Origin of the sequence: Bacillus sp. UNCCL81, from assembly GCF_900112535.1 — a bacterium.
GTDB classification, from domain to species: Bacteria; Bacillota; Bacilli; order Bacillales; family Bacillaceae_G; genus Gottfriedia; species Gottfriedia luciferensis_B.
This window is the reverse complement of record NZ_FOMF01000012.1, coordinates 51,760-76,443: the sequence shown is the minus strand read 5'-3', so window position 1 is coordinate 76,443 and position 24,684 is coordinate 51,760. Positions and strand designations below refer to the sequence as shown.

At 30.5% G+C, this 24,684-nt stretch carries 14 protein-coding genes and 1 pseudogene; 11 read left to right on the top strand and 4 right to left on the bottom strand.

What is annotated here, in order from left to right; translation table 11 throughout:
• Positions 1-117 precede the first annotated feature (117 nt).
• Both BM319_RS20825 and BM319_RS20820 read right to left on the bottom strand, forming a co-directional pair.
• A complete protein-coding gene (locus BM319_RS20825; protein WP_025568861.1) occupies positions 118-972 on the bottom strand; it encodes a DUF3800 domain-containing protein in 855 nt (284 codons plus the stop codon).
• Positions 973-1,156: 184 nt separating this feature from the next.
• Positions 1,157-1,453, bottom strand: coding sequence for a restriction endonuclease (locus BM319_RS20820; RefSeq protein ID WP_091024496.1), 297 nt, complete (start codon positions 1,451-1,453; stop codon positions 1,157-1,159).
• A 176-nt stretch (positions 1,454-1,629) separates the two neighbouring features.
• On the opposite strand from BM319_RS20820, the gene BM319_RS20815 reads away from it, so the two are divergent.
• The 4 genes from BM319_RS20815 to BM319_RS24885 all read left to right on the top strand — a co-directional run bounded on the left by BM319_RS20815 (position 1,630) and on the right by BM319_RS24885 (position 9,778).
• A complete protein-coding gene (locus BM319_RS20815) occupies positions 1,630-1,932 on the top strand; it encodes a hypothetical protein (protein ID WP_025568862.1) in 303 nt (100 codons plus the stop codon).
• A 344-nt stretch (positions 1,933-2,276) separates the two neighbouring features.
• Entirely contained in the window at positions 2,277-9,248 is a 6,972-nt protein-coding gene (locus BM319_RS20810) for a DNRLRE domain-containing protein (protein WP_175495661.1), read from the top strand.
• A 14-nt stretch (positions 9,249-9,262) separates the two neighbouring features.
• On the top strand, positions 9,263-9,508 hold the full coding sequence (locus tag BM319_RS20805; protein ID WP_025568275.1) for a type II toxin-antitoxin system HicB family antitoxin: 246 nt from the start codon (positions 9,263-9,265) through the stop codon (positions 9,506-9,508).
• A gap of 102 nt (positions 9,509-9,610) precedes the next feature.
• Positions 9,611-9,778, top strand: coding sequence for a hypothetical protein (locus BM319_RS24885; protein WP_175495657.1), 168 nt, complete (start codon positions 9,611-9,613; stop codon positions 9,776-9,778).
• Positions 9,779-9,945: 167 nt separating this feature from the next.
• Here the strand turns inward: BM319_RS24885 and BM319_RS20800 are convergent, their stop codons facing one another.
• Positions 9,946-10,566, bottom strand: a complete 621-nt coding sequence (locus BM319_RS20800) for a recombinase family protein (RefSeq protein ID WP_025568274.1) — start codon at positions 10,564-10,566, stop codon at positions 9,946-9,948.
• A gap of 638 nt (positions 10,567-11,204) precedes the next feature.
• Between BM319_RS20800 and BM319_RS20795 the strand changes: the two are divergent.
• The 6 genes and pseudogenes from BM319_RS20795 (at position 11,205) to BM319_RS20770 (ending at position 22,618) form a co-directional block, all read left to right on the top strand.
• A pseudogene (locus BM319_RS20795) lies at positions 11,205-12,563 on the top strand (IS1182 family transposase).
• 270 nt (positions 12,564-12,833) lie between these two features.
• Positions 12,834-13,502, top strand: a complete 669-nt coding sequence (locus BM319_RS20790) for a hypothetical protein (RefSeq protein WP_025568273.1) — start codon at positions 12,834-12,836, stop codon at positions 13,500-13,502.
• A complete protein-coding gene (locus BM319_RS20785; protein WP_025568272.1) occupies positions 13,492-15,573 on the top strand; it encodes a hypothetical protein in 2,082 nt (693 codons plus the stop codon). Before BM319_RS20790 ends, BM319_RS20785 begins: the two co-directional genes overlap by 11 nt.
• Positions 15,573-17,261, top strand: coding sequence for a hypothetical protein (locus BM319_RS20780; protein WP_025568271.1), 1,689 nt, complete (start codon positions 15,573-15,575; stop codon positions 17,259-17,261). The genes BM319_RS20785 and BM319_RS20780 overlap by 1 nt, the downstream gene beginning before the upstream one ends.
• Before the next feature lie 572 nt (positions 17,262-17,833).
• Positions 17,834-22,048, top strand: coding sequence for a DNRLRE domain-containing protein (locus BM319_RS20775; RefSeq protein WP_025568270.1), 4,215 nt, complete (start codon positions 17,834-17,836; stop codon positions 22,046-22,048).
• Between the two features lie 15 nt (positions 22,049-22,063).
• Positions 22,064-22,618, top strand: a complete 555-nt coding sequence (locus tag BM319_RS20770; protein ID WP_025568269.1) for an SMI1/KNR4 family protein — start codon at positions 22,064-22,066, stop codon at positions 22,616-22,618.
• 69 nt (positions 22,619-22,687) lie between these two features.
• On the opposite strand, the gene BM319_RS20765 is transcribed toward BM319_RS20770, so the two are convergent.
• Complete coding sequence (locus tag BM319_RS20765) at positions 22,688-23,683, bottom strand: hypothetical protein (protein WP_025568268.1); 996 nt, start codon at positions 23,681-23,683, stop codon at positions 22,688-22,690.
• Positions 23,684-24,173: 490 nt separating this feature from the next.
• Here BM319_RS20765 and BM319_RS25280 point away from each other — a divergent pair, with 490 nt between their 5' ends.
• Positions 24,174-24,476: an ImmA/IrrE family metallo-endopeptidase gene (locus BM319_RS25280; protein WP_025568267.1), complete on the top strand. Its 303-nt coding sequence runs from the start codon at positions 24,174-24,176 to the stop codon at positions 24,474-24,476.
• The last annotated feature ends 208 nt before the right edge of the window (positions 24,477-24,684 follow it).

The following is a 24,684-nucleotide window of genomic DNA, read 5'->3' as shown; positions in this document are numbered from 1 at the left end:
TTACCGTTTGGTAGCAGGGATTTATTTTAATAATGTTGCTTAAAGTATCATTTTTTGTTTATAATATAAGTAGGGTTCGGGGTGTCCCGGACGGAAACCGCCATTGTGCGGTTTTTTTTATGGGAATTTTTTGAGTCCTTTTCCATTGTAATAAGGATATCCATAAAATTTATGTTCAATTGACTCAAATGCTAAATCTTTTTGGGAAGAACGCGAATATTTATGAATTGGATATGATGCTAAATCTGCTAATTCTAAAAGTGCGTAAGATTTTGAAGGATCGTTTTTAACCCACTTTGGATTAAAATATACACCTTTAATTCTATTGAAGTGTTCTGGAGACTTATATTGTGTACCGCGATCCAATAGCCTTGTAATGTGTTTTAAGATAAATGCATCTTCTTTCTTTCCTCTAGATTCAAGTAAAAGTAAACCATTTAAATTGTAATTGTTTAAGTGCATACAGTATCTTTCAATAACAAACGTTAAACATAAATTATAAACGTGATAAGGGTCGATATATTGATAACAATGGACCAACTTATCAATTGAGGAACTAAATATTTTATATCGAGTTTCTGTCATTAATGAAGAAAGATCTGTAATAAATTTTGGATAATTAATGTTGGTTGGTTCAAATGGTCCTTCTTTTTTTCTAATTTCTCTTGAGTGAAAAACAACTTTTTTTTCATTGTTTTTATATTGAAAAATTCCATTTTCCCAATGAGTTTCTTTTATTGTAGTTATTTTATCCTTAAAAGCTGGAAAATCATTACGATTCATTACTACTCCAGTAACGGTAAATATTTTGTCATGTAAATGGGTTTGGTCAATATCACTAAAATCAAAATGTTTAAGTAGTAATTTTTTATAAAAACTTAAATCGGTTGTTCCGTTTTCATCAATTGACATGATCGAATCGATTTCTTCATTCCAATCTTCAATTACCCTTGGTCTCTCTCTCCAGCTCAAGCTCACACATCCCTCTGTTTTCTTAATAAAAATAATTATAATATGGAATATACCGACCAACCAAAAATAATTCAATCAAAATTTAAAAAAAGAGCAGAAAAATTACGAAATTAAAGAAAAAACTTCCACATAAAATACGTTCATTTTCAAAACAATAAACCCTTGTCTGTAATTAACAAGGGTTTTAGCTGTGTATTTGCTGTATTAATTGATTTCCACCTATTAACGTTATATTTGTTTTAGAAGCATATTCTAAGGCTTCTTTTGTAAATCCAGATGAAGTAATAAAGTAACCACGTTTAACACGATCTGCACTCATTGCTCCTTCAAGCTTTTGTATGGCGGGTCTACCAACATTTCCTTTCCAATGTTTTACTTCTACATATATCGGTTCGTTATCTTCATCATATGCAATAATATCTTTCCCATCATCTTTGGTTGCATTTGTAGCATGGGTTTTTAAATCTCTGGTTAATCGGATGAATACTCATTAATTGAGGATAAAAAGATAGTAGATGCTATTCGTAAAATTACTGCTATTGGTAGAGCTTTAGGTGTATTTATGATTTTAAGAACTTAAAGACCAGATTCTGGGGTAGTTGATGGAAGAATTAAATCATTATTAACTGAATACTAAGGGAAGAGGAGTTTTGAAACATGGAATTAACATCAATCTTTGAAGTTGTAAGAATCAAGCAAGAAATTAGAGAAGTATCAGCACCGTTTGTTAAGTATAGTATTAAATGCCCAGAAGATGCACAAAATTTAGCGGCTTCCTATATCACAGATGCGGATAGAGAAGTGTTTCTTGTACTTATGCTAAAGACAAAAATATGGACCATACTGTTGAAATTTTTGAGATTAATGAAAATGAAGTTTCAAAGATTCATAGTTTATTCAGCTATGTTTGGAAGAATATCCATGGTCCGAAGAAGTATTTATAAAATCAAATTTAATTGAGTTTTAGCTTGATAGACAAAGAGGTAATTATACATGGCTACAAGCATTTTTTATTGATTAGAAATATTGATATTTATGCGAGAATAACTTGGATGTTTTAATGCAAAGAAAAAATGAATAAATAGTAATATTGAGTTGTTTAAAGACTAATAAATTTATAGTTGATTAGTTGGGTATATAATTAAAAATTTATAATATTCAGTAAAAAACATTGTAATAAAAATGTAACGAATTTATAATTTTATTTGTTTTCTAAATATTAAGAAAGGTTTATGAGGTTCAGAAAAAAGTGGTCAATTTCTATCTAGAACATATCAAAATTGAATAAGAGGATGGCTATACACATGAAGAAACATACACTAAGGCTTTTCTTTATTAGGATTGTGTTAACAGTTTTAGTTATTAGTTCAATTCAATTAAAAGCATTTGCTGAAGAATTAACTAGTACGAAAAAAGTTGATGAGACAGTAGTTCAAACAAACTCGGTTGAAGATACTGAACCACAAGTCGGAGAATTAATTGATGAGCGTACGACTAATACCAAGACATTCTATAATGGCGACGGTAAATACACTGAAAAAGTCTACTTTGAACCTGTAAATATGAAAGAACCAGGAGAAACAAACTTCGAAGAAATTTCTCCGGATTTGGTAAAAGATAATACAACTACAAATATCATAACAACAGAAAATACTGCGATCGATACTGAATTCCTTAAAACAATGTCAAATGGCAAATACGCTAATTTTTCATATAAAGGGCATTCTTTGTCATTGTCTATATTACAGGCTGCTGGAGAAGATAAAACAACATTAAACGCAAGTGATGTTGATGCCAAGTTTGTTGAGAATACGAACAAAATTGTTCATGAAAGTATTTTTCCGCAAATTGATTTACAAAACTACACCTTTAATCAAAACACAAAAGAAGATTTAGTTTTACACCATTACGATGGTTATCATATTTTTACTTTTAATATTCAAACTGACTTAAAAGCGACGATTGATGAAGATGGCAATATCCAAATGAAAGATGACGATGATAAGAAGATTTTTGAATTGCCGAAACCATTTATGTCGGATTCGAATATTGATGAAGGTTCCGGAGAAGCAGTTACATCTGATAAAGTGAGCTACGATATCGAAGAAATAGATGGTGGATATAAATTAACGTTAAATGCTGATCCAGATTGGTTAGCAAGTCCTGAACGAGTGTTCCCAGTATTTATTGATCCGACAACTTCTGTAACGGATTCATCAGATACGTTTGTAATGAGCGCCTATCCAACTACAAATTATTCTAGTACGTCTTCAAAATGGGACTCTGGGCTAGGTGCATATATCTTAAAAATTGGTAATTATGATAGTACTACCGGTACTTGTTATGCCTTTTTAAACCAAGGGTTACCAGCAAATCTAACTGGTTTAACGATTACTAGTGCTTCGTTTAATGCATACGTAAAACATAGTGCTTCTTCGAGTGCAACAGGTATTTGGTTAGATCGTATTACAGGATCATGGTCTAATTCGTCCGTAACTTGGGATACGAAACCTAGTTCTACAAATATAGCAACTACTACTGTAGGAGAAGGTCAGTGGGCAAACTTTGATGTTACAAATACAGTAAAAAGTTGGTTAAATGGTTCTTTAACTAATTATGGTCTTAAATTACATGAAAACGGAAATGGATCATCTTATTGGAAAAAAATAATTTCAACTTCAAATTCTGATAACAATCCATACATATCCGTTAACTATACTATTCCAACACCTGATTCACCAACTGGATATGCCTATTCATATGGTGATAGTACCAATTCAGGATACGTTGATTTAAATTGGGATGCAGTTCCAGGTGCGACTGGTTATAAAGTGTTAATTTTCAATGGGAATGATTATGATGAGTTTTCTGTTGGAAATGTAACAAGCTGGAGTACAAAAGGGAGGAAAATTTGGCCATCGCCATCAGAAATCGCAAGTGGAATTTATACATTGCATCATGTCAGTACAGATGGTGGAGTAGAACTACCAAATGATCCATCAGCTTTATATAAAAAGAATGGAAATAAATACCCTACAAATACAAATTATTGGTTTCGTATAAAAGCTATCTATCCGTTAGGTGAAAGTGCTCAATCTGACCCACCTTTTAAACCGACGATACCAAATCTGAAATTTGCAGAAATGACCTCTGTTAATAGTTTTACTAGAGGAACAAACGGATATATTGATTTAAGTTGGAAGCCTGTGACAGGTGCAACTGGTTACAAGTTCTTAATGTATAACGGAAAAGCATTCGAATCATTAGATATCGGCAATGTGACATCATGGACAACGAAAGATAAAAAGTATTGGCCAAAACCGACAGAAAGTTATGATTTACATTTAGATAACACAAAATCGGGTGATGAACTAGCAATAGATCCGTCTATAGTCTATCAAAAAGCAAATCCCAATTATAAACCAAGATATTACGTATTAAAAATTGTTCCATATAATGCTAATGGTGAGACGGTGCAACCTGCAGCTTCTTATTCATACATTCCGCAAATTCCTGTACCTAGTCCTCCAACAGGACGAGCTTATACAAATTTAAGTCAAAGTAACTCAGGATACGTAAACTTGAGTTGGGATAAGATTTCGGGAGCAACAGGTTATAAAGTATGGGTTTACAATGGAAAAGATTATGAATCCTATGATGTAGGGGATGTAGATAGTTGGACCACACAAAATAAAGGAATTTGGCCGAGTCAATCGGAAATTGATGGTGGCATGAAAAATTTACATCATCCGACTAACCCGGATGATCCTAATTATGGTGGTGTAGAATTACCTCTCGAACCATCTAAACTGTATGCAAAAAATGGGACAACTTATGCAACTAGTCCATACTATTACTTTAGGATAAGTGCATATAATACCCAAGGAGAAACTGTATATTCAACAACATATTTTAGAACAGTAATTGGAGATGCAGTACCATTCCTCGGTATTCAAGACTATTGGTCATATGTGGATGTACCTGGTGGTAGTGTTAATACTGCAACTGGTAACTATATCAGAAGTGAAAATGATTTTTCATTAGGTGGAAAAGGAACAGGAATCACAATTGAACGAACTTATAATAGTCAGTCAACAATCAATGGATTATTTGGAGTAGGCTGGCATAGTAACTTAGATGAATCGATTACATTAATAAATAATGAAGCTCATTATGTAGATGAAGATGGCACACTTTTAACATTTGAAAAAGATTTAAAAGGAGTATATCAACCACCAACTGGCGTTGATTTAACATTAACAGATAATGGCTCAGAACTTTCACTTAAAGATAATAGTCAAATAACAAAGACTTTCGATAAGACGACTGGTCATATTAAAAGTATTGAAGATGGAAATCATCTTAAAACGACATTTAATTATACTACTAATCAATTGACGTCAATATCTGATGCATCAAATACAAAAGTGGTGGATGTTCATTATAATGCTGATGGACATATCGATCTGTTAAGTTTATTCTCGAGTCGTACAATCAATTATGAGTATAATGGTCTGTTGCTTTCAAAAGTAACCGATCCAAATAATGAATTAACTCAGTACGAATATGATTCTGAAAATAAAATGACAAAAGTATTATTACCAGTTATTTCAACGAATACGCCAGCTATAAATATTGTGTATCAAGATGATCAAGTAGCTTCCATAACTGATCCGATGAATAAAATCTATCAACTAACTTATGATTCTGATTCATTAGGGAATTTTGTAAAAGTTCAATTCCCAAATGATAAAATCAATCAGTATTGGTACAATGCAGATGCCAATCCCACTAGAATAAAAGAAGATGTTGGCGGGAAAAATACGACAACTGCATATTACTATGAAGGTAATAGATTGAAAGAATCATATGATCCAAATGATGTTGATAAATCGCCAACTGAAACCTATTCATATGATACGAACGGTAATACAGATACAGCTACATCTCATTATGGTACAGAAGATTTTGAATACGATAATTTAAATAATGAAACTTCATACACAGATACTGAGTCAAAAGAATCATCTACCGTTTATGATGGCGTGAATGCTGTATCAGATAATGATATTTCGAATTCGATTGCAGCTTATACGAAATATGATAGTTTTGGAAATGCTATCGAAACTAGTAATAGTTTAAGTGCAGCAACAAATTTAGTAACGAATGGTAGCTTCCAAAGTGATTTAACTGGTTGGACTAAAATTGTTACACCTGTAAATGATACAGGTACAATTAGTATTGATTCTGTAGGTAAAGATGGTATTAGTGGAAATAAATCCATTAAATTTTCTCCAGTATCAACATCTGATTCTACTGGGTATCTATATTTATATCAAACCATTAATAATATTAAAGAAAATACGATATATACTTTAAGTTCAGATATTAAGTCTGATTTAACAAATGTACAAGCAATCTATCGATTCCAGTTCTTTAATGCAAGTGGCACAAGTATTGGTACTACAGTCGGTACAATTAATGTTTCTGGAAAACAAGAGTGGATTAATAAACCTTTTTCCTTTAAAACGCCTGCTGGAACAACGAAAGTTCAAGTAAAATTAGAAGTAGATCACAATTCTATTAATGGTAAAGGTGATGTGTGGTTTGACTCGGTTCAATTGGAAAAATCCGAGTTTCAATCTAGTTATAACCCAATTGAAAATGGAGGCTTTGAAAACGCACTAACTTCTTGGATAGGTAGTGGCGGTACTGTTGACACAGCAGAACATTTTGATTCATCAAATTCATTAAAAATCGTTCGTTCAAGTTCCACAGCTCCTACAAATGAGTATAAACAAACGGTTTTAATTGGCCAAAAATCAGATGATCAACCAATTGATCTAACTTTAACGGGATTGTCTAAAGCAACAAATGTTGTTGTTCCAATTGGTGGCACGAAAGATTCGACTAAATATGCATTAAAAGCAGTCATTAATTACACAGATGGAACAAACGCAACTATTACTGCAAACTTTTTAGATGGAACAAAAGATTGGAATCGAGCATATACAGATATCTCAGCATTAGCATCAAAACCTATCAATACAATTGATGTGTCAGTTGTTTTTGGAGGGAACTTTACAGGTACAGCTTGGTTTGATGGTATTCGCATTATAAAAGGAAAAAATAAAACAATATCAATCTATGATACAGATGGTAATTACTTAATTCAAACGACTGACCAAGCAAATTATTCAACTAAATTTGAATATGATTCGTTTGGAAATCAAACAAAGGTAACAGATGCGAGTCCGAGTCAAAATGTGAAACAATTCCATTATGATAATGCAGATCAACTAGACTATGTAACACTTGCGAATCACACAACTATCGACTACAAATATAAAGCAGGTTTACAAACAAGTAAAACAATTAATAGTTCAATAGATAACCTTAGTCAGACCTACCTTTTTGACTATGATGACAATGGTAATTTAGTAAAAACAACTGGACCATTAAATGATGCTACAACAAATAAGTACGATGATAATGGTCGGTTAATTGAATCAACATTACCAAGTGGTACAACGATTTCAAATACTTATGATGGTTCAAATCGTATAACTTCAATTGCTTACAATCATATAAACTATTATGATTTTACGTACGATGGAAATGGAAATCAAACAGAAGTTGATGACGCTCTATTAAATCGAACAACTACAAACGATGTAATTGATACTCAAAACCGTATTACTAAAAAAACCATAACCCAAGGAACGGCAAGCTCGGTCCAAACGTGGTTGTATCCATCTGATTCAGATAAATTAATAAGCACAACTTTTAACCAAGGGCAAATGTCTGAAACAACAAGTTATTCGTATAACAATATGAATCAAAATTCAATTGTTTCAAATGGAGGCAAAAACTTTTTATTTAGTTATGATGAACTTGGAAACTTGCGTTCCTATACTGCAGGTAATAATTCGAGTACATCCTATCAATATGATAATAGGAATTTAATTGATACAGAGCGAATTCAATTAGATAATGGTTCAATCCTATTAGATGAATCATATGAGTACGATGCAAATGGTAATCGTACAAAAGTAAATTTACCAAACAATCAAGCAGTTGTTTACACATATGATTCTTTAAATCAATTAACATCGGAAGAACTTCCAAATGGTACAAAAAACGTTTATAGTTATGACGGCTTTGGTAATCGTACAAATGTGAAAGAAACTAAAGACGGCGCAACAACTGAAACAAACTCCCAATTTAATAAGGAAAATCAATTAACTGAATATGGTAATGACCCAATTCATTATGACGCTGATGGTAATCGTACAGATGACGGAGATTATCGTTACGAGTGGAATCCACTAGGTCAACTAATTTCAGTTACGAAAAACGGAGAAAGTATACCATTTGCGACTTATAAATATGATGAGCAAGGTCGTCGTATTGAGAAGACGGTTGATGGTGTCACAACTAAGTATTTTTACGATGGAGACAGTATCAACGTACTATATGAAACAGATAGTACGGGGGCTGTGTTACGATCCTATATCTATTCAGTTAATGGTCAACGTCTAGCGATGAAAACTCAGGGGCAACTATTTTATTACCATTATAACTCTCATAGAGACGTTATTGCTTTAACTAATCAGACGGGCCAAATTGTTGCATCATATGAGTACGATGCTTGGGGTAATCCATTAAAAACAGAAGAAACAATTGAAGTAAAAGATAATCCTTATCGATTTGCTGGTTATCAATATGATGTGGATACAGGTTATTACTATCTAATTGCTAGATATTACCACCCTAAACAAGGAGTATTTTTATCATTAGATCCGGATCCAGGTAAAGAAAGTGATTCAATTACACAAAATGGTTATGAATATGCAAGTAATAACCCAGTAAGATTTTTTGATCCTAATGGGAATAGAGAGTTACCAGAAGAAGAAATGGAACAAGGTGAACCACCATTAAATTATTCCTATTATAAATCTGAATCAAACGATGCCTATGGTGGTTATTATAAACGGAAAGCAGCAAGAACGACCGATTATAAAAATAAGACTGGTAAATGGAAGCAAAATACGAAGAAAAGTGGTGTAACCAAAGCAAATACATTTTTTCGTAGTCCAAAAAACGCAAAACAAGTAATTAAATATCTGGAAAAAAAGGGATTTGAAGCGATTGATCAAGAAGGAAGCCACGTTAAACTAGGAAAAGGATCAAGAAGAGTCACAGTACCATGGCATGGAGCTAAAGATCTTCCTATTGGTACATTACAAAGTATTAGAAAACAAGCCGGATTATGAGAGGATGGGCGTAAATGAAGGTATCATATTATGCAATTTTTGAATACGACAATGATGGTATTAACATTTCTTTTCCAGATTTACCAGGATGTTTATCCTGTGCATGGTCAAATGTAGAGGCGCAAAAAATGGCAAAAGAAGCTATGGAATTATATATTAGGGATATTCCAATTGAAAAGTTACCGATTCCAAGCTCAGCTGAACAAATCTATTTGAAAAAAAATGAAATGTTATTTTTGATAACTAGAACGTTAAATTAATAATATTGTATATTAATGATTGCTTAGTTTATCATTCGAAAAGAGAATCTGTGGCTATAGGTCCATGATTCTCTTTTTCTTATCTATGGTTTGGTTTGAAAAATGCAAAAAACTTTAAAAAAACAAGATTGGGCAAGTTATTGGCAAGCAATCGAATACGCAAAGCTCAATGCAGGAGTAGTTCAGTCATCAAAAACAAGCATTAACCCGTCAAGTAAACGATTTGTTTTTGATAAAGAAGATCCATATAATGAGCTATGGATAACTTAAACTAATAATTCATAATGATATATTATTAAGTTAAAATAAAGGTATTGAAAAACTTGCTTTTTTAAAGTGTACTCAAGAAATATACACTTTGAATCTAATGTCATATTTTTACTAGTTGATGATAAGGTCTGGTATGTTAGACAGATGATTAAGCTAGTTTCTTCCTATTATATATACAACTCATTTTTAGTTTTCTCGTACTCTCTTACGAATTTATAAAAAGTCGTTTTCTTCATTCCTAATTCTTTCATCGCAGCAACCCCCGTAATTTCCTTCGACTTCCATCTTTCATATACATTTTCAAATTCATTACTAAGTTGTATAGTAGGTCTCCCAAATTTGACTCCATTTCGTAGAGCTGCATCAATTCCTTCTCGTTGACGCTTTCGTATTCTTTCTCGTTCTTCCTCAGCCATCCAAGAGAGAATTTGTAAAACAAGATCAGCAATAAATGTACCCAAACTATCTTTATATTGAGTTGTATCCAACAACGGCATATCCAAGACAACAATATCAGCTTGAATAGTTTTGGTTATGTCGTTCCATTCCTCTAAAATACCTTCTTTATTTCTTCCGAATCGATCGAGAGAATGAATATAAAGGATATCTCCTTTTCTAAGGATTCGTTTCAACAGTTGATATTGTTCTCGATTAAAATTTTTGCCACTTTGTTGATCAATGAAAAGATCACGCTCATCTATACCATGTTGTTTCATCGAATCCAATTGTCTTTGTTCATTTTGATCTTTACTACTTACTCGAATGTATCCAAATTTTCGACTATCCATTATATTCATTCCTTTTTCCGATTTGATATCTAAATTATACCAAATTCTGTCCGTAAATCTATTTGAATTCACCGAACGTTCAAAAATTGATTTTCACAAAATAACGAACATACATTTTAGTAGATTACAAGTATTTTAGAAGCGTTCATCTAAGTGTACTTTAACGAACGGGAATATAAGTGATTTGATCTTGAGGTTCTGGGTATTAATTTTTATGGAATTAAAATGCAAGGTAGATTTATTTAATTATGACTCTTGACTCTTCAACAATAGGAATAAAAAAGGAGTTGGGACGAAGTAATTTCAAAAAGAGTTCTGGGGTAGACAGGTGAAAATATCGTAAAAATTGAAAAAATGATGAAAAATCCTGTGTGTAATATATAACACTTGGTTGAGGGCATAGTGGAGGCTTCTCCGTGGGGGGGCAAGTCCTCTCGGCCGCATTAATATTATCAAGGGAATGTTAGAAATAGGTGGAATTCATTAAATAATCTCATAACTCCATTTATCTAAAATATATATAAGGCTTACACTCGGTGTAAGTCTCAGACTGTAGACAAACTCGATGAAAATCGAGTTTGCCTACAGTCTTTTTTGTTTTAAAATAGAATTAGTAAAATTTTCTTGAGGTGAAATACATGCTTTCGAAACATCATTCAATTCAAAGAGATCAATTAGAGATGATCGCACTTGACCAACTTGTACCTGACAATCACTTAGTTCGAAAAATAGAAGCATCAATTGATTTTTCTTTTATTTATGATTTGGTGAAAGATATGTATTCTCCTGTGGGCCGCCTAAGTATTGATCCAGTTATTTTAATTAAGTTAACCTTTATTCAATATACATTTGGCATTCGATCCATGCGTAAAACGATTGAAGAAGTGGAAACAAACATGGCTTATCGTTGGTTTTTAGGCTATGGCTTTTATTATAAAGTACCACACTTTTCAACCTTTAGTAAAAACTATGAGCGTCGCTTTCAAGATTCCGATTTATTTGAACAGATATTCTATCGTATTTTGAAATTGGCTGCCGAGAAAAAATTAATTAGTTCAGAGCACATTTTCATTGATTCTACCCATGTGAAAGCGAGTGCGAATAAGAATAAATTCGAAAAGAAAGTCGTTCGTAAAGAAACTCGAGCTTATCAAGAACAGCTTCAAACAGAAATCAATCAAGATCGTGAAGACCATGGAAAAAAGCCGTTTCCCCCGGACAAGTTTGAGAAAGAAGAAGAAAAAGAAATCAAAGAAAGTACAACTGATTCAGAAAGTGGCTACTATGTAAAAGATGAAAGGACCAAACAATTCGCCTACTCTTTTCATGCAGCTTAAGATCGTAACGGCTTTGTCTTAGGAAGTATTGTGACTCCGGGGAACGTACATGATAGTCAACTGTTGGAACCATTAGTAAAAGAAGTGATTGAAAAAGTTGGAAAGCCTACTGCGGTTGCGGCAGACGCGGGATTCAAAACACCAGCTATTGCGAAATTCTTGATTGATAACGAAATGACACCAGCTTTACCATACACACGACCACGTACAAAAGAAGGCTTCTTCCGAAAACATGAATATGTTTATGACGAGCACTATGATTGTTACCTTTGTCCAGCAGGAGAAATTTTGACTTACTCGACTACAACGAAAGAAGGCTATCGTGAATACAAATCACCTAAAAAGATTTGTGCGACATGCCCATTTTTAGCGCAATGTACGGAAAGTAAAGATCATCAAAAAGTGGTGACTCGTCATATTTGGCAAGAATACATCGAGGAAGCAGAACACCTTCGTCATCATGAAGAAGTAAAACCGATCTATGCGAAGCGAAAAGAAACGATTGAACGTGTTTTCGCAGATGCGAAAGAAAAGCATGGTATGCGATGGACAACTTTAAGGGGACTTAAAAAATTGTCGATGCAGGCGATGCTTACTTTTGCATCCATGAATTTAAAAAAGATGGCCACTTGGACTTGGAGTGGTCCAAAAACAGCATAGTAAATGAGGATAACAGAGGTCTATTCTCACTCAAAATATAAAAAAATGACAAAAGGGGTTCGGAATAAGACCATTCCGAACCCCTTTTGTCGACAATCTGAGGCTTACACTCGGTGTAAGTCTTTTTTTTGTTGTGTTTATTTATAAAGCTTGTAAAGATAGAAATAAGGCTATTCCGGTTGAATGGATAATTTTAACAGAAATAATTGAAAGTTACTATTACTGAGTATAAGATTAAATCATATCTTAAAGTGAATATTGGAGGAAAAAATGGAAGATCATGCTATAGATTTTTCTGAAGAAATTAAAGGGTATAAAGATAAGCTTAGGATTTTTTTAATTTTATATATCTTTTCTGAAGAATTAGATCAACCAAATTCTTTTAGAAGGATTTTTAAAAGTGAGGTTAAAATACAGAAAATTGACTTTTTATTAAGAAATCCTGATTATTTTGCTTATGAAGTTATGTTATTTGCAAAGGAAAATAAAATAAATGAAATCGATTGTAAAAATCTGATTAATACTATCTTTGATTCCAATGAACCAATTATTCGCAGAATTGAAATGGAAAGGTTTTTCTTTGGCGCATATGAGAATATTGACGATGTAATAAGTTTCTTAAAAAGTATAGGTTTTATTGATTTTAAAAGTAAAAAGAGTTTGGATTTAAAGACTATAGATAAACAATATTTTATTACGGATTTAGCAGTAGAAAAATTTCAAGAAGTAAATCATTTGTCTTCATTTAACTGGTATGTATCAAGATTAGAACTGATAAAACAATATTTTGGGGATCTTTCTGGGTCGCAATTAAAAGTTATGCAATATCAAATTGATGAATACAGAAATACATCATATAAAGATTATATTAGTGATATACAAGATACTGTAAGAAGAACATATTTTGAAATGTTTGGAGAAGAATTATATGAAATTTAATTATGAAAAATTCGTTAGTGAAATTTACAATGAATTCAAAGAATTTTTTACTCTTAAAGAAACTGAAGAATTATTAAGTAGTTTAAATGATTTTAAAAAAGATACACCTATATCAACTGGTAAAAAATTATTAATTCAAAGAGTAATAGTTCGAGGTGAAAAGAGTAAAGGGGAAAAGATAGACCTTAATTTACCCTTTAATAGTGGAGTAAATATAATTATTGCGAATAATTTTAAAGGTAAATCTAGTTTGTTCAAAATTATTCAATTAGCGCTCACAGGTAATAATAAGCTTAAAAATGATGTGAAAAAGTGGTTACATTCTCTTGCTTTGGTATTTAAAATCAATGAAAAAGACTTCTCTATTATAATCACTTTTAATAAATCTCGAAAATTGAAAGGTTTACTGTATGGTGAGGCTATAAATAATCTGGATGACCTAAATTTGGAAAAGTTAGATCCTATTATTGACGCCAATGGAATAGAAGACTATGAAGAACAAATTCAAGATTTCTTTTTCAAACAGTTTTCATACTATTCATTAAAATGGACTCAAAAGAGCTCAAGTAAAGATAAAAATGAACTAATAGAAGCAAATGCAAGTTGGAAAACTTATTTTAAATCTATTTATTTAGAATCAAAAGATAGCGATAAGTTAATGTATGGTAGTCAAGGTAAGAAAGTTTTACAGATGTTGTTAGGTTTGGAACTTACATACGCGATTAATCAACTTTCAATAAAAAAAGATTTTTTACAATTCAATAACGCTCAAACAAAAGATATTATTGGTAGCGAGAAAGATAAAAAACTAGATTTATTAAATAGAATAAGGGATATAGATCAGGAGTTAACTACTCTAAAATTAAAAGAAGCTGAAATTAATCCTATTAGTCCGTTATACAAAGAATACAATTATATTATAGATGTAATTAATGAAAAGAATTCCTCATTAAAGAAAGCAACACTTGATCTAAATAAATTCTACAATCAAAGTAGCCAACTAGAAACTACACTTACATCCTACAATACTGAGTTAAAAAGAATTACAAAAGAAACTAACAAAGTTATACGTTCAATAAATGATATGAAGGAATATATAGATATCGGTATTTTCTTTTCAAATCTAAATATTAAGCAGTGTCCTAGTTGTAATCGTAAAGTATCTAACGATATAAAAAGTGATCATGTAGAAAAAGAATGTGTTTTATGCCATGAATTAGTAGATGACACGGATTATGAATTAAATAGAGAATTATACATTCAGAAGATAAATGATTTAGAAGTTTTAAAAGAAAACTTAATGGAAGAACAGAAAATAATAAAGAATAATATTTTAATAATGAAAGAAGAGATTGATACAGTTAATAAAGAAATAGAGAAATTGGAAATAAATAAATCCGAAAAAAGTGACTTGATAGAATTAAATACTCGTTTAGCTGAAATTGAATTACATTTAAACGAGTTAGATAGTAAAAAATATGACAATGAAAATATTAATATTCTAATTTCAGAAAAAGCAGTTTTAGAATATCGTCTTAGTGAATTAGATGCTTCTAATGAAATGGTATATAAAAGTGCTGAAATAAAAATAAAGTTATTGGAGATGGCTATAAAAAATTTAAGTAAGATGAGATATAAGAATAGTGAAAAAATAATTGGTTATTTAAATGATTTAATGTTAGAGGAATTGAAACACTTTGGATTACATTCAATAACAGGAATTAGAATTAATGAAAATTTTGATATTCATTATGAACAAGATGGAGAGTATATTTCATTTGATGGGATAACTGAAGGTGAACAATTAAGAGCAAAGCTTGCTTTATATTTAGGACTTATTCAGTTGGATATAGAATATAATTTTGGAAGACATACACGTTTTTTAATTATAGATAGTCCAAATAAAGAAGAAGGTGATTCAAACTATCTAAATGGATTAAAAGATGTATTAAAGGGCATCAATGAAAGATATTCTAACCAGTTGCAAATTATTATTGGAACTGCAGAAAGAGATTTAGTTAGTAAATTTGAAAATGAAAAAGTATTTAATAGAGAGGAATATGTATTCTAATGTCATATTCTGTTGATTTACAGAAATTTAAGACTTTACCTCTAAAGGACAAATACTATTTTTTTGAAAATAAAGGTATTGAAGAATTGATAAATTTAGATAGTAAATTACTTCAACAATTTTTTAAAAAAATTATACAGGATAATGATGAGAATGAGTATATTCGAAAGAAAGCACTTGAAAAGTTTATAAATTTTGTAATGATAAATAAAATAAAAAAAAGGTTTGCATTAAACTTATTGGTAGACGAGTGGGATTCTTCAGAAGAGTGTTTTTTAGAATTAACCAGATTAAGAAAGTTATTTCTTTTTTATGATGAAGATTCCGACGAAATTGAGCAAATATATCTGAAGTTAAGTGAACATGATGAAAGTGAAATTCAAAGTGAATGTTTTTTTCAACTAGGATTGGTTAATTTTTTGAAGGCAAATGAAGTTGAAGATCAAAAAGAATATATTTGTTCTTTAAAATTAAGTATTAAATATTTTGAAGATGCAAGTAGTTGCATAGAGAACAGAACTGATGCAGATTTTTTTATATTAGTCGTATCTATGTTACTAGCTATCATTCAAAAACAGGAAGGTAATAATGAAAATTATTTAAAACAAATAGCTCAGCTATTATGGCAGCAAAAAATATTTTCTACAACTAACGAAGTTTCACATTTTCAGGTAGGACTTTATCGTACGCTGTATTCATTTAATAAGATAAGATTAAGCGAACCATCAGATTGGTTAGATTATAAAAAAGAGTTTAACAATCTTTGTTATTACTTTTATGAAATAAAAAATCAAGAGGTTTACAATGAACTAGTAGAAGGTTCGTTATTGAAAAATGTTTCTGGAAATTTAATAAGAAGGTCTATTGAACCGATATTTTCAATAAATTTTAATGCTGAGATAATTAAAATTGATAAGTTTTTGGATGAGGTAAAAGACGATCAAATAATGGTTGAATTTCTTCTATATATAAAAAAGCTAGCATGTGATAACAAGGTAAATGAAGAAGCAGAAGCTAACTTGTTATTAAGTAAAATAATTAATACATTTCCTATGGCCGATAAAACTCGGATCGAAAAAGAATTTGAAAAATTAAAAGGAAAAACAAGCACTCAGAAAATGTTAGCTCTATATGATTTGCTTTCAGAGTATACTTATGAAAAATTATTAGATACTATCTTATACGCTTGTATTAATTTACAAGGAAACCATATATATAGAGATAAAACGGAAAATGAAAGAAATACATTTATAGTTTCTTGTTTAGATATGGCTGGCATTAGTAATAAAGACCAAACTTTATGGGGAAAATCTAATGAAGGAAAAACATCTGGAGAAGTTGATATCTTTGTAAAACAAAAAGATGGTCGTCCTTTTTCAATTATAGAAGCTTTAAATTTAAATTCATTAAAAAAGACATATTTAAATCTACATTTAGATAAGATATTTAAATATGATACAATGGGATTAAAATGTAATTTTATATTAATTTATTCAACATCAAATAATTTTGGTGAATTTTGGAATAGGTATGTTGAATATATAAAGAAATATGATTTTAGATTGAAATCTATAGGATATCAAGAATTGATTGGTTATGAGTATGCGAATATTAAAGTTGGAAAGACTGTTCATATAAGAAACGGAATAGAAGTATATTTATTCCATATAATGATTGATATGCTATAAAAAACAATTATTTTAAAGAAATCAATTTTATTGCAATAATGGATATTGAGATTTAGTAACAATAAAAAAGAGGAAGTTTAATTTGACATCCTTTAGAAACTCCTTTACCACTACCATAGAAAGAAAATAGATAAAATGTTGTTGTTCATAGTTGAACTTTCTATAACTTAAAACTAAAAAGAATCACTTCTGGTCAATGGAGTGGTTCTTTTTAGTTTTAGTTCTTTTTATTTCCTTTATCATTACATATTCTTTGCAATAGGGAATATTTATCTTCATATTCTTTTTTTTAATTAGGACAAACTAATTCAGGTTGAGATTATGGAAAAAATTGTTGCAAAAAGAAGATATATGAAAATTATATCAAGAAGTTGGGGTAAACATTTTGAAATTAAATAAAATATATTCTGAATTTACCTAATAAATTTACTATAATTAAAATTAACAATAATAATAATATTGTAATCTATTTCTAATCAAATTATAATGAAAAAGGTTTTTGAATATTAAATTATGGAGGGTAGAGTGAATCGGAATAGTTTAAAAAAATGAAATATTGGGAGAAATACAACGTGAGAAAACTGAATTTGAAGAATGTTTTTACGATTTTAGTGATGTTTAGCTTGTTATTTGCATCATTACCTACTAATATTTTTGCTGAAGCGAAAATACCAATAAATAATGCTGATGCAAATAATATTAAAACAGGTATTACTTCTTTTAATGAACCAGAAGTAGGAGAAATAGTTGATGAACGTACCGAAAATACCAAAACTTTCTATAACGGTGAGGGTAAATATACAGAAAAAATATATTTTGAACCAATACACACGAAGGAATTAGGAGATGAAAATTTTAAAGAAATATCTCCTGATTTAGTAAAAGATCAATCAACAACAAATATTGTAACAACGGAAAATACAGCAATTGACACTGATTTCTTAAAAACAATGTCTAATGGTAAATATGCTAATTTTTCATATGAGGGACATTCATTGTCGCTATCAATCTTGCAAGCTATTGGAGAGGACAAAACAACATTAAACGCCAAAGATGTTGACGCTGCTTTTGTTGAAAATACTAATAAAATTGTTCATAAAGGTATTTTCCCTTCAATCGACTTACAAAATTACACTTTTAGTCAGAATACCAAAGAAGATTTAGTATTACATCAATACGATGGTTATCATATTTTTAAATTTAAATTAAAAACAGATCTAGAAGCGGTAATTGAGGATGGCAGCATCCTATTGAAAGATGAAGATAATAAAAAAATTTTTGAATTACCTAAGCCTGTTATGTCCGACTCAAATTATAATGAGGGTTCGGGAGAAACTGCAACTTCTAATAAAGTAAATTATGAGATTGAAAAAACTGAAGAGGGGTATTTGTTAACCTTAAATGCAGATCCAGAATGGTTAGCTAGTTCGGAACGTGTATTTCCAATCTTTATTGATCCCACAACTTCAGTAACAAACTCATCAGACACATTTGTAATGGGTGCGTATCCGACAACAAACTATTCAAGTACGACATCGAAATGGGATTCAGGATTAGGTGAGTATATATTAAAAGTTGGTAACTATGATAGCACGACAGGAAATTGTTATGCATTATTAAATCAAGCATTACCTGCTAACTTGAATGGCCTAACAATTACAAATGCTACTTTTAATGCTTATGTTACACATAGTGCATCAGCTAGCGCAACTGATATTTTTTTAGATCGAAACACTGAATCTTGGTCAAACTCCACTGTTACGTGGAATACAAGACCAAGTTCTACAAATATTAAAACTATAAGTGTAGCAAAAGACCAGTGGGCGATATTTGACGTAACAAGTACAGTGAAAAGCTGGTTGGGTGGCTCTTTAACAAATTATGGTTTTAAGATACATGAAAATGGTAATGGACAATCTTATTGGAAAAAAATAGTTTCAACATCAAATTCAAATAATAATCCTTACATATCGGTCAATTATACAATTCCGATACCAGATTCTCCAACCGGTAAAGCCTATTCTTATGGTGATAGTACAAACTCAGGTTATGTTGATTTAACTTGGGATAAAGTCCCAGGAGCTACTGGTTATAAAATATTAATCTTTAATGGAAATAATTATGATGAGTTTCCTGTAGGAAATGTAACAAGCTGGAGTACTAAAGGAAGGAAGATTTGGCCTTCGCCATCAGAAATCGCAAGTGGAGTTTATAAATTACATGATGGGACAAGTGGTGGAGTGGAACTACCAAATGATCCATCGCCTTTATATAAAAAGAATGGAAATAAATATCCAAATAATATAAACTATTGGTTTCGAATAAAAGCTATTTACCCGTTAGGTGAAAGCGCACAGTCTGACCCTCCTTTTAAACCGACGATTCCAAATTTAAAATTTGCAGAAATGACTTCTGTTAAAAGTTTTACAAGAGGAAATAATGGATATATTGATTTAAGTTGGAAACCTGTGTCGGGTGCTACAGGCTACAAATTCTTAATGTATAACGGAAAAGCATTCGAATCTTTAGACATCGGAAATGTTACATCATGGACAACGAAAGATAAAAAGTATTGGCCAAAACCGACTGAAGGTTACGATCTACATCTAGACGATACAAAATCTGGTGATGAACTGCCAATTGATCCTGCGTTAGTCTACCAAAAAGCAAATCCTAATTATAAACCAAGATATTATGTATTAAAAATTGTTCCTTATAATGATAATGGTGAAACGGTACAACCTGCAGCATCTTATTCATACATTCCATTAATTCCCGTTCCTGAACCACCAAAAGGAGAAGTGTATGCAAATGAATTAGGTAGTAATTATGGATATGTTAACTTAACATGGGATCCGATTCCAGGGGCTACTGGTTATAAAGTATGGGTATTTAATGGTAAATTTTATGAGTCATTTGATGTGAATGATAATACAAGTTGGACATCTAAAGACAAGGGAATTTGGCCAACCGCCGATGAAATTTCGAGTGCAGATCCGAGTAAAACACAAGTACTTCATCATGATGGTCAAGGTTTAGATTTACCAAAAGAACCATTCAAGTTGTATTCTAAAATGGGTACAACATATGCGACAAGTGATAAATACTATTTTAGATTAAGTGCATATGACACTAAAGGTGAAACAGTTTATTCGACTACTTATCTCTATAAAGTTATTCCTAATGAGGTAAAACCATCTTTGGAAACACCTTTGACTCCAAATTTAGATAATTATGCTATTGACGAATCTACAGGTTATTTGGATATGCAATGGGAAGAAGTTACTGGTGCAGATGGTTATAAAGTTTGGATATTTAATGGTAAAGAGTATCAAAGTTTCGACGTTGGAAATACCTTAAGTTGGTCGACTAAAGATCAGGGGATATGGCCTACTAAGACTGAGGTTCAAGCAGGTCAGTATAAATTGCATACGGATAGATTAGGTAGTAATTTTCCTTTTGACCCAGATCCAGTTTACGTTAACGCTAATTATCAAGGATTATTAGAAGGAATTTATTCTATTAAAATAAGTGCATACACAAATTCGGGTATTAACTCAGATTTTTCGGACGTGATTGAGTCTAATATTGATTGGCATAAAGACCTAGGGGAAGTACCTTTAGAAAATGCAGCCATAGATGAAGAAGGGTTTATTTCTGAAGTAGATACAGAGGGATGTATTGAATCAGAAACTCAGAGTGAGTGTGTTTTAAACAATTTAAATAATGAAATCGATGAAGCACAGAAAAAAATTGACGATATAGTAGAAATAGCAAATCAAGAGGGAGCAACTGCTAGAACTCTATCTGATCCAATTGAAACTACTACTGTAAAAGATAGTATGGCATTAGAGATTGCTAGACTAAAAGATCAAGTACAAGAAGAAAAACAGGAAATTAGTACAGAGGAACCAGCAACTAGATTAGATACACGTGAGCTTACTGATGAAGACAATGAAGATTTTGAGGAGTATGACTATACTCAGGAAGAACTTGAAAAGCCACTATTAATGGATGTAGATCTAAATATTATGGCTTTTGATAATGATTTAAATTCATATACTTTAGATGAAATACATGATATATATACTTCTTCGAGCCCGTTATCTAGGAAAGTCTTACCTGATGTAATCCTAGTAAATGTAGGGGTAGGTGCTAACAAGATGTATGATAAGAAAAAAAAGAAGGACTACATTGGATATCATGTCTACCTGAGTAATCTATATATAAAGTATGGTTCTAAGCCTACAAAATATGTAGTTAAACGTAGTTTTTACAGGGCAAATCACGTTAACGATAAATTTGAGTGGGTAAAGTCAGATACCGATACTATGAAATTGGGAGAAGCAGAATTTACGAATATTTATGTTTCAACTACAAAATTTAGAAAAATGGATGTTAAAGTCACTCCTTACCGAGGTAAGGATAGTTATACACCTATTTATAAAGGAATAGGAAAGACTCTTTATAATAAAAAAGGATATGTATATCCAAAATACACGAATCCATATTCAAAAAGAAAGTTGCCAGTGCCAGCTAGTGCTGTAATCCCCAAAATATCCCAGGATTTACAACAAAAGAGAAGATCTGAGTGGAATTCTATAAGACCGGAATATAGAAAATGGTTTGAAAATAATTATAATGTCAAACCAAACTGGAAAGATAGTTGGGATTGCCACCATATTTTACCGATTCAGTTTAATGGACAAAATAATTATTCAAATATATTAGTAATGGATAGAAAGTTTCATCAACAAAAAGTTACACCATGGTGGACAAACTATTAAACGTAGGAGGATTATATGGAAATTTTAAAGTCGACACTAAATTGCCTAAAAGAAAGATTCAAAACAGAAAAATTGATTTCACTTCAACACACAAGAGGGTTAACTTATGATGTAACCTGTGAATTCAATTCACCTGCGAGTCCTGAATTAGTTGAAAAATTAGAAGAGGAACTCGGCCGAACTATACCACAAGATTATAAAGAATTTTTATTACTTCATAATGGTGCAAATTTATTATTTCAACCAGATGTTGGTGAAGGAATTGAATTATATTCAATTGAAATGGTATTAGAAATGAGAAAAGCACATCAAGATATGTCTGTATTTGAAAAAGAGTTATTTAGCATTGGCACTTGTAGATTTGGAATGATATTAATAGACGCTGAAATTTGTAAACCAAATCCACATAGAGATTCGAACTACTTATTTTGGTTAGAAGAGTGTGCAACAGAAAATGAAGCTATTGACCTGAATTCTAATTTTGAAATCTGGTTAGACCGTATTATTGCAGCGCAAGGTGAAGATTACTGGAACTGGTCTATTCTTTCCGCAGAAAATATGTATAAATAATATAGTTTAAAAAAAGAAATCACCATTTAAGTGATTTCTTTTTTTTATACTATATTATATCTGATTTAATTAATAAATATATTTATCAATTCTTTTTTTATCCTTACTATAGAGAGTAACTGTAAAATGGAAGTTATTTTTTTTTATTTCCTTTAAATTTCTTTTTACTATTTTTGTTAATTCAGACTTAATCAAATTTTTTGTTGAACTTATTTTTGAATCTGAACTAATTAGAGATGTATATAGAAAAAGTTCAAGGGGATTATTTTGTGTTCCAACTCCTATATCTATCCCTTGTTCACCTATAGCAACGCTTTTAATTATATATTTCTTTTTATTTGAAAATTCCTCGAAAATTGAATCAGAAATTTTTTCTGCTGTTGTATTTACAGTTATTTCACCATTTGAACTAATTAATTCTTCTTCCGTCGGAGTTCTAGTAATAAAAATGTCATTATTAGCAACATTATAAGTTGCTAGAATTTTTTTTACTTCATTTTCAATATTTGCTTCTTCTTCATTAAATTTTTCTTCTGTAAATGCTTCAGTGCCAAGTAAAAATATGTATACTGATTTATTGTAATTTAGAGTAGTTTGAATATCTATATTATGTATATTTAATTTATCTAGGTAAGCGTAAATTTTAGAATTAATAACTTCAATTAATTTTTTTTGATCTTTTGTAAGGTCATTCTTACCCAAAATTTCTTTTGGAGATACATTAATAGAAAAGGCATCGTAGTTTTTCAAAGTAAATATGTCTTTAGCAGATTTTCCTATTTCAGCCTTAACTTTATTATAGTATTTGTTTTTTCCATCAACATAAATCGTAACCTTTTTATGACTATTATCAACTGATATACCACTGATTCTATATCCTTTTTTATCTAATAACTTTATAAGTATTTCATCCATAGGTTCATCACTAAAAATGGTTTTTAAATTTAATATGTTGGATGCTGTAGCAGAAATTTTAGGTGAAATAATGCTTAATAAAACAATTGCTGCAATAATTCCAAAAATAGTAATTTTTATAAAGGTAATCTTTCGAAAACAACTATTCATTATTATTTTCTCCTAAATTTAAATTCTTTTTCTCGTCTTACATTAGTTATAATATTGTTTTTCTTTGATTTATTTTCAGTATAGTTAAGAATATCTTATTATGCCATAGTTTTTTAGTATATTTACTTCATATATTCATAAATCAATTAAGGCTTGAGGTTTTGAATATAACTTGATTTGTTTTCTAGACTAGGTCCCTTTAACAAATATTCATGGCGGAACATTTGTTTTTAGGAAATATAGATATTGGGCTTCTCATGACGGAAGAATGAAGGTTTTGTTTCAATATTTCTATTTTGTTGTTGATTTTCTTGTGTAACTGTAAAAAGATTAGACAATCTTCATTTAATTTATAAATTATGTAATAGATATTGTTTATAAAAATGTCATTACTCTAATGAATATATATATATTATTTAGATGTTAAAATCCACTGTAATGGAACACTCGTTCTATTCGTTCTAATTAAAAATAGTTACGAGGTGAGGTTATGCAGTATAGGAGTATACAAAAAAAGGTAGAATTAATATTAAAAACGTATAAGACTAATGATATAAATTTATTATGTGAAAAATTAAATATTGTAATAATGTATTCTAATTTGAAAAATATAAAAGGCTTTTTACAATGCTATAAGAAGCATTACTTTATACATGTTAATAGCTCTGTAAATAACAAGTCAGAGGTTATTGCACATGAACTGGGTCATTATTTCTTACATAGAAATCAAAATGTTTTTAAATTAAATACTGTTTCATGTTATTTTTTTATTCATAGGATTAGCTTTTTATGAAATAAGAGTCTTTCTCATTTTTGTGTAAATATCTTTTAATTATTTTTTCATCGTTTCTACTTTTTGGTCACTATACAAAAAACACCCTATAGGTAGACTCTTTTATGTGTCTACTAAATAGGGTGAATTTTACCAATTACTAGGGAGTGCTAGTTTATTTACGATGGATGACTAGGCATTTGCAACTAATGAGATTATAATTTTAACC

Coding starts and splice junctions, on each gene's coding strand:
- BM319_RS20800 (WP_025568274.1), bottom strand. CDS start 10,566: ATGGATAGTCGAAAATTTGGATACATTCGAGTAAGTAGTAAAGATCAA.
- BM319_RS20780 (WP_025568271.1), top strand. CDS start 15,573: ATGTCATATTCTGTTGATTTACAGAAATTTAAGACTTTACCTCTAAAG.
- BM319_RS25280 (WP_025568267.1), top strand. CDS start 24,174: ATGCAGTATAGGAGTATACAAAAAAAGGTAGAATTAATATTAAAAACG.
- BM319_RS20805 (WP_025568275.1), top strand. CDS start 9,263: ATGAAGGTATCATATTATGCAATTTTTGAATACGACAATGATGGTATT.
- BM319_RS20790 (WP_025568273.1), top strand. CDS start 12,834: ATGGAAGATCATGCTATAGATTTTTCTGAAGAAATTAAAGGGTATAAA.
- BM319_RS20765 (WP_025568268.1), bottom strand. CDS start 23,683: ATGAATAGTTGTTTTCGAAAGATTACCTTTATAAAAATTACTATTTTT.
- BM319_RS24885 (WP_175495657.1), top strand. CDS start 9,611: ATGCAAAAAACTTTAAAAAAACAAGATTGGGCAAGTTATTGGCAAGCA.
- BM319_RS20815 (WP_025568862.1), top strand. CDS start 1,630: ATGGAATTAACATCAATCTTTGAAGTTGTAAGAATCAAGCAAGAAATT.
- BM319_RS20770 (WP_025568269.1), top strand. CDS start 22,064: ATGGAAATTTTAAAGTCGACACTAAATTGCCTAAAAGAAAGATTCAAA.
- BM319_RS20785 (WP_025568272.1), top strand. CDS start 13,492: ATGAAATTTAATTATGAAAAATTCGTTAGTGAAATTTACAATGAATTC.
- BM319_RS20810 (WP_175495661.1), top strand. CDS start 2,277: ATGAAGAAACATACACTAAGGCTTTTCTTTATTAGGATTGTGTTAACA.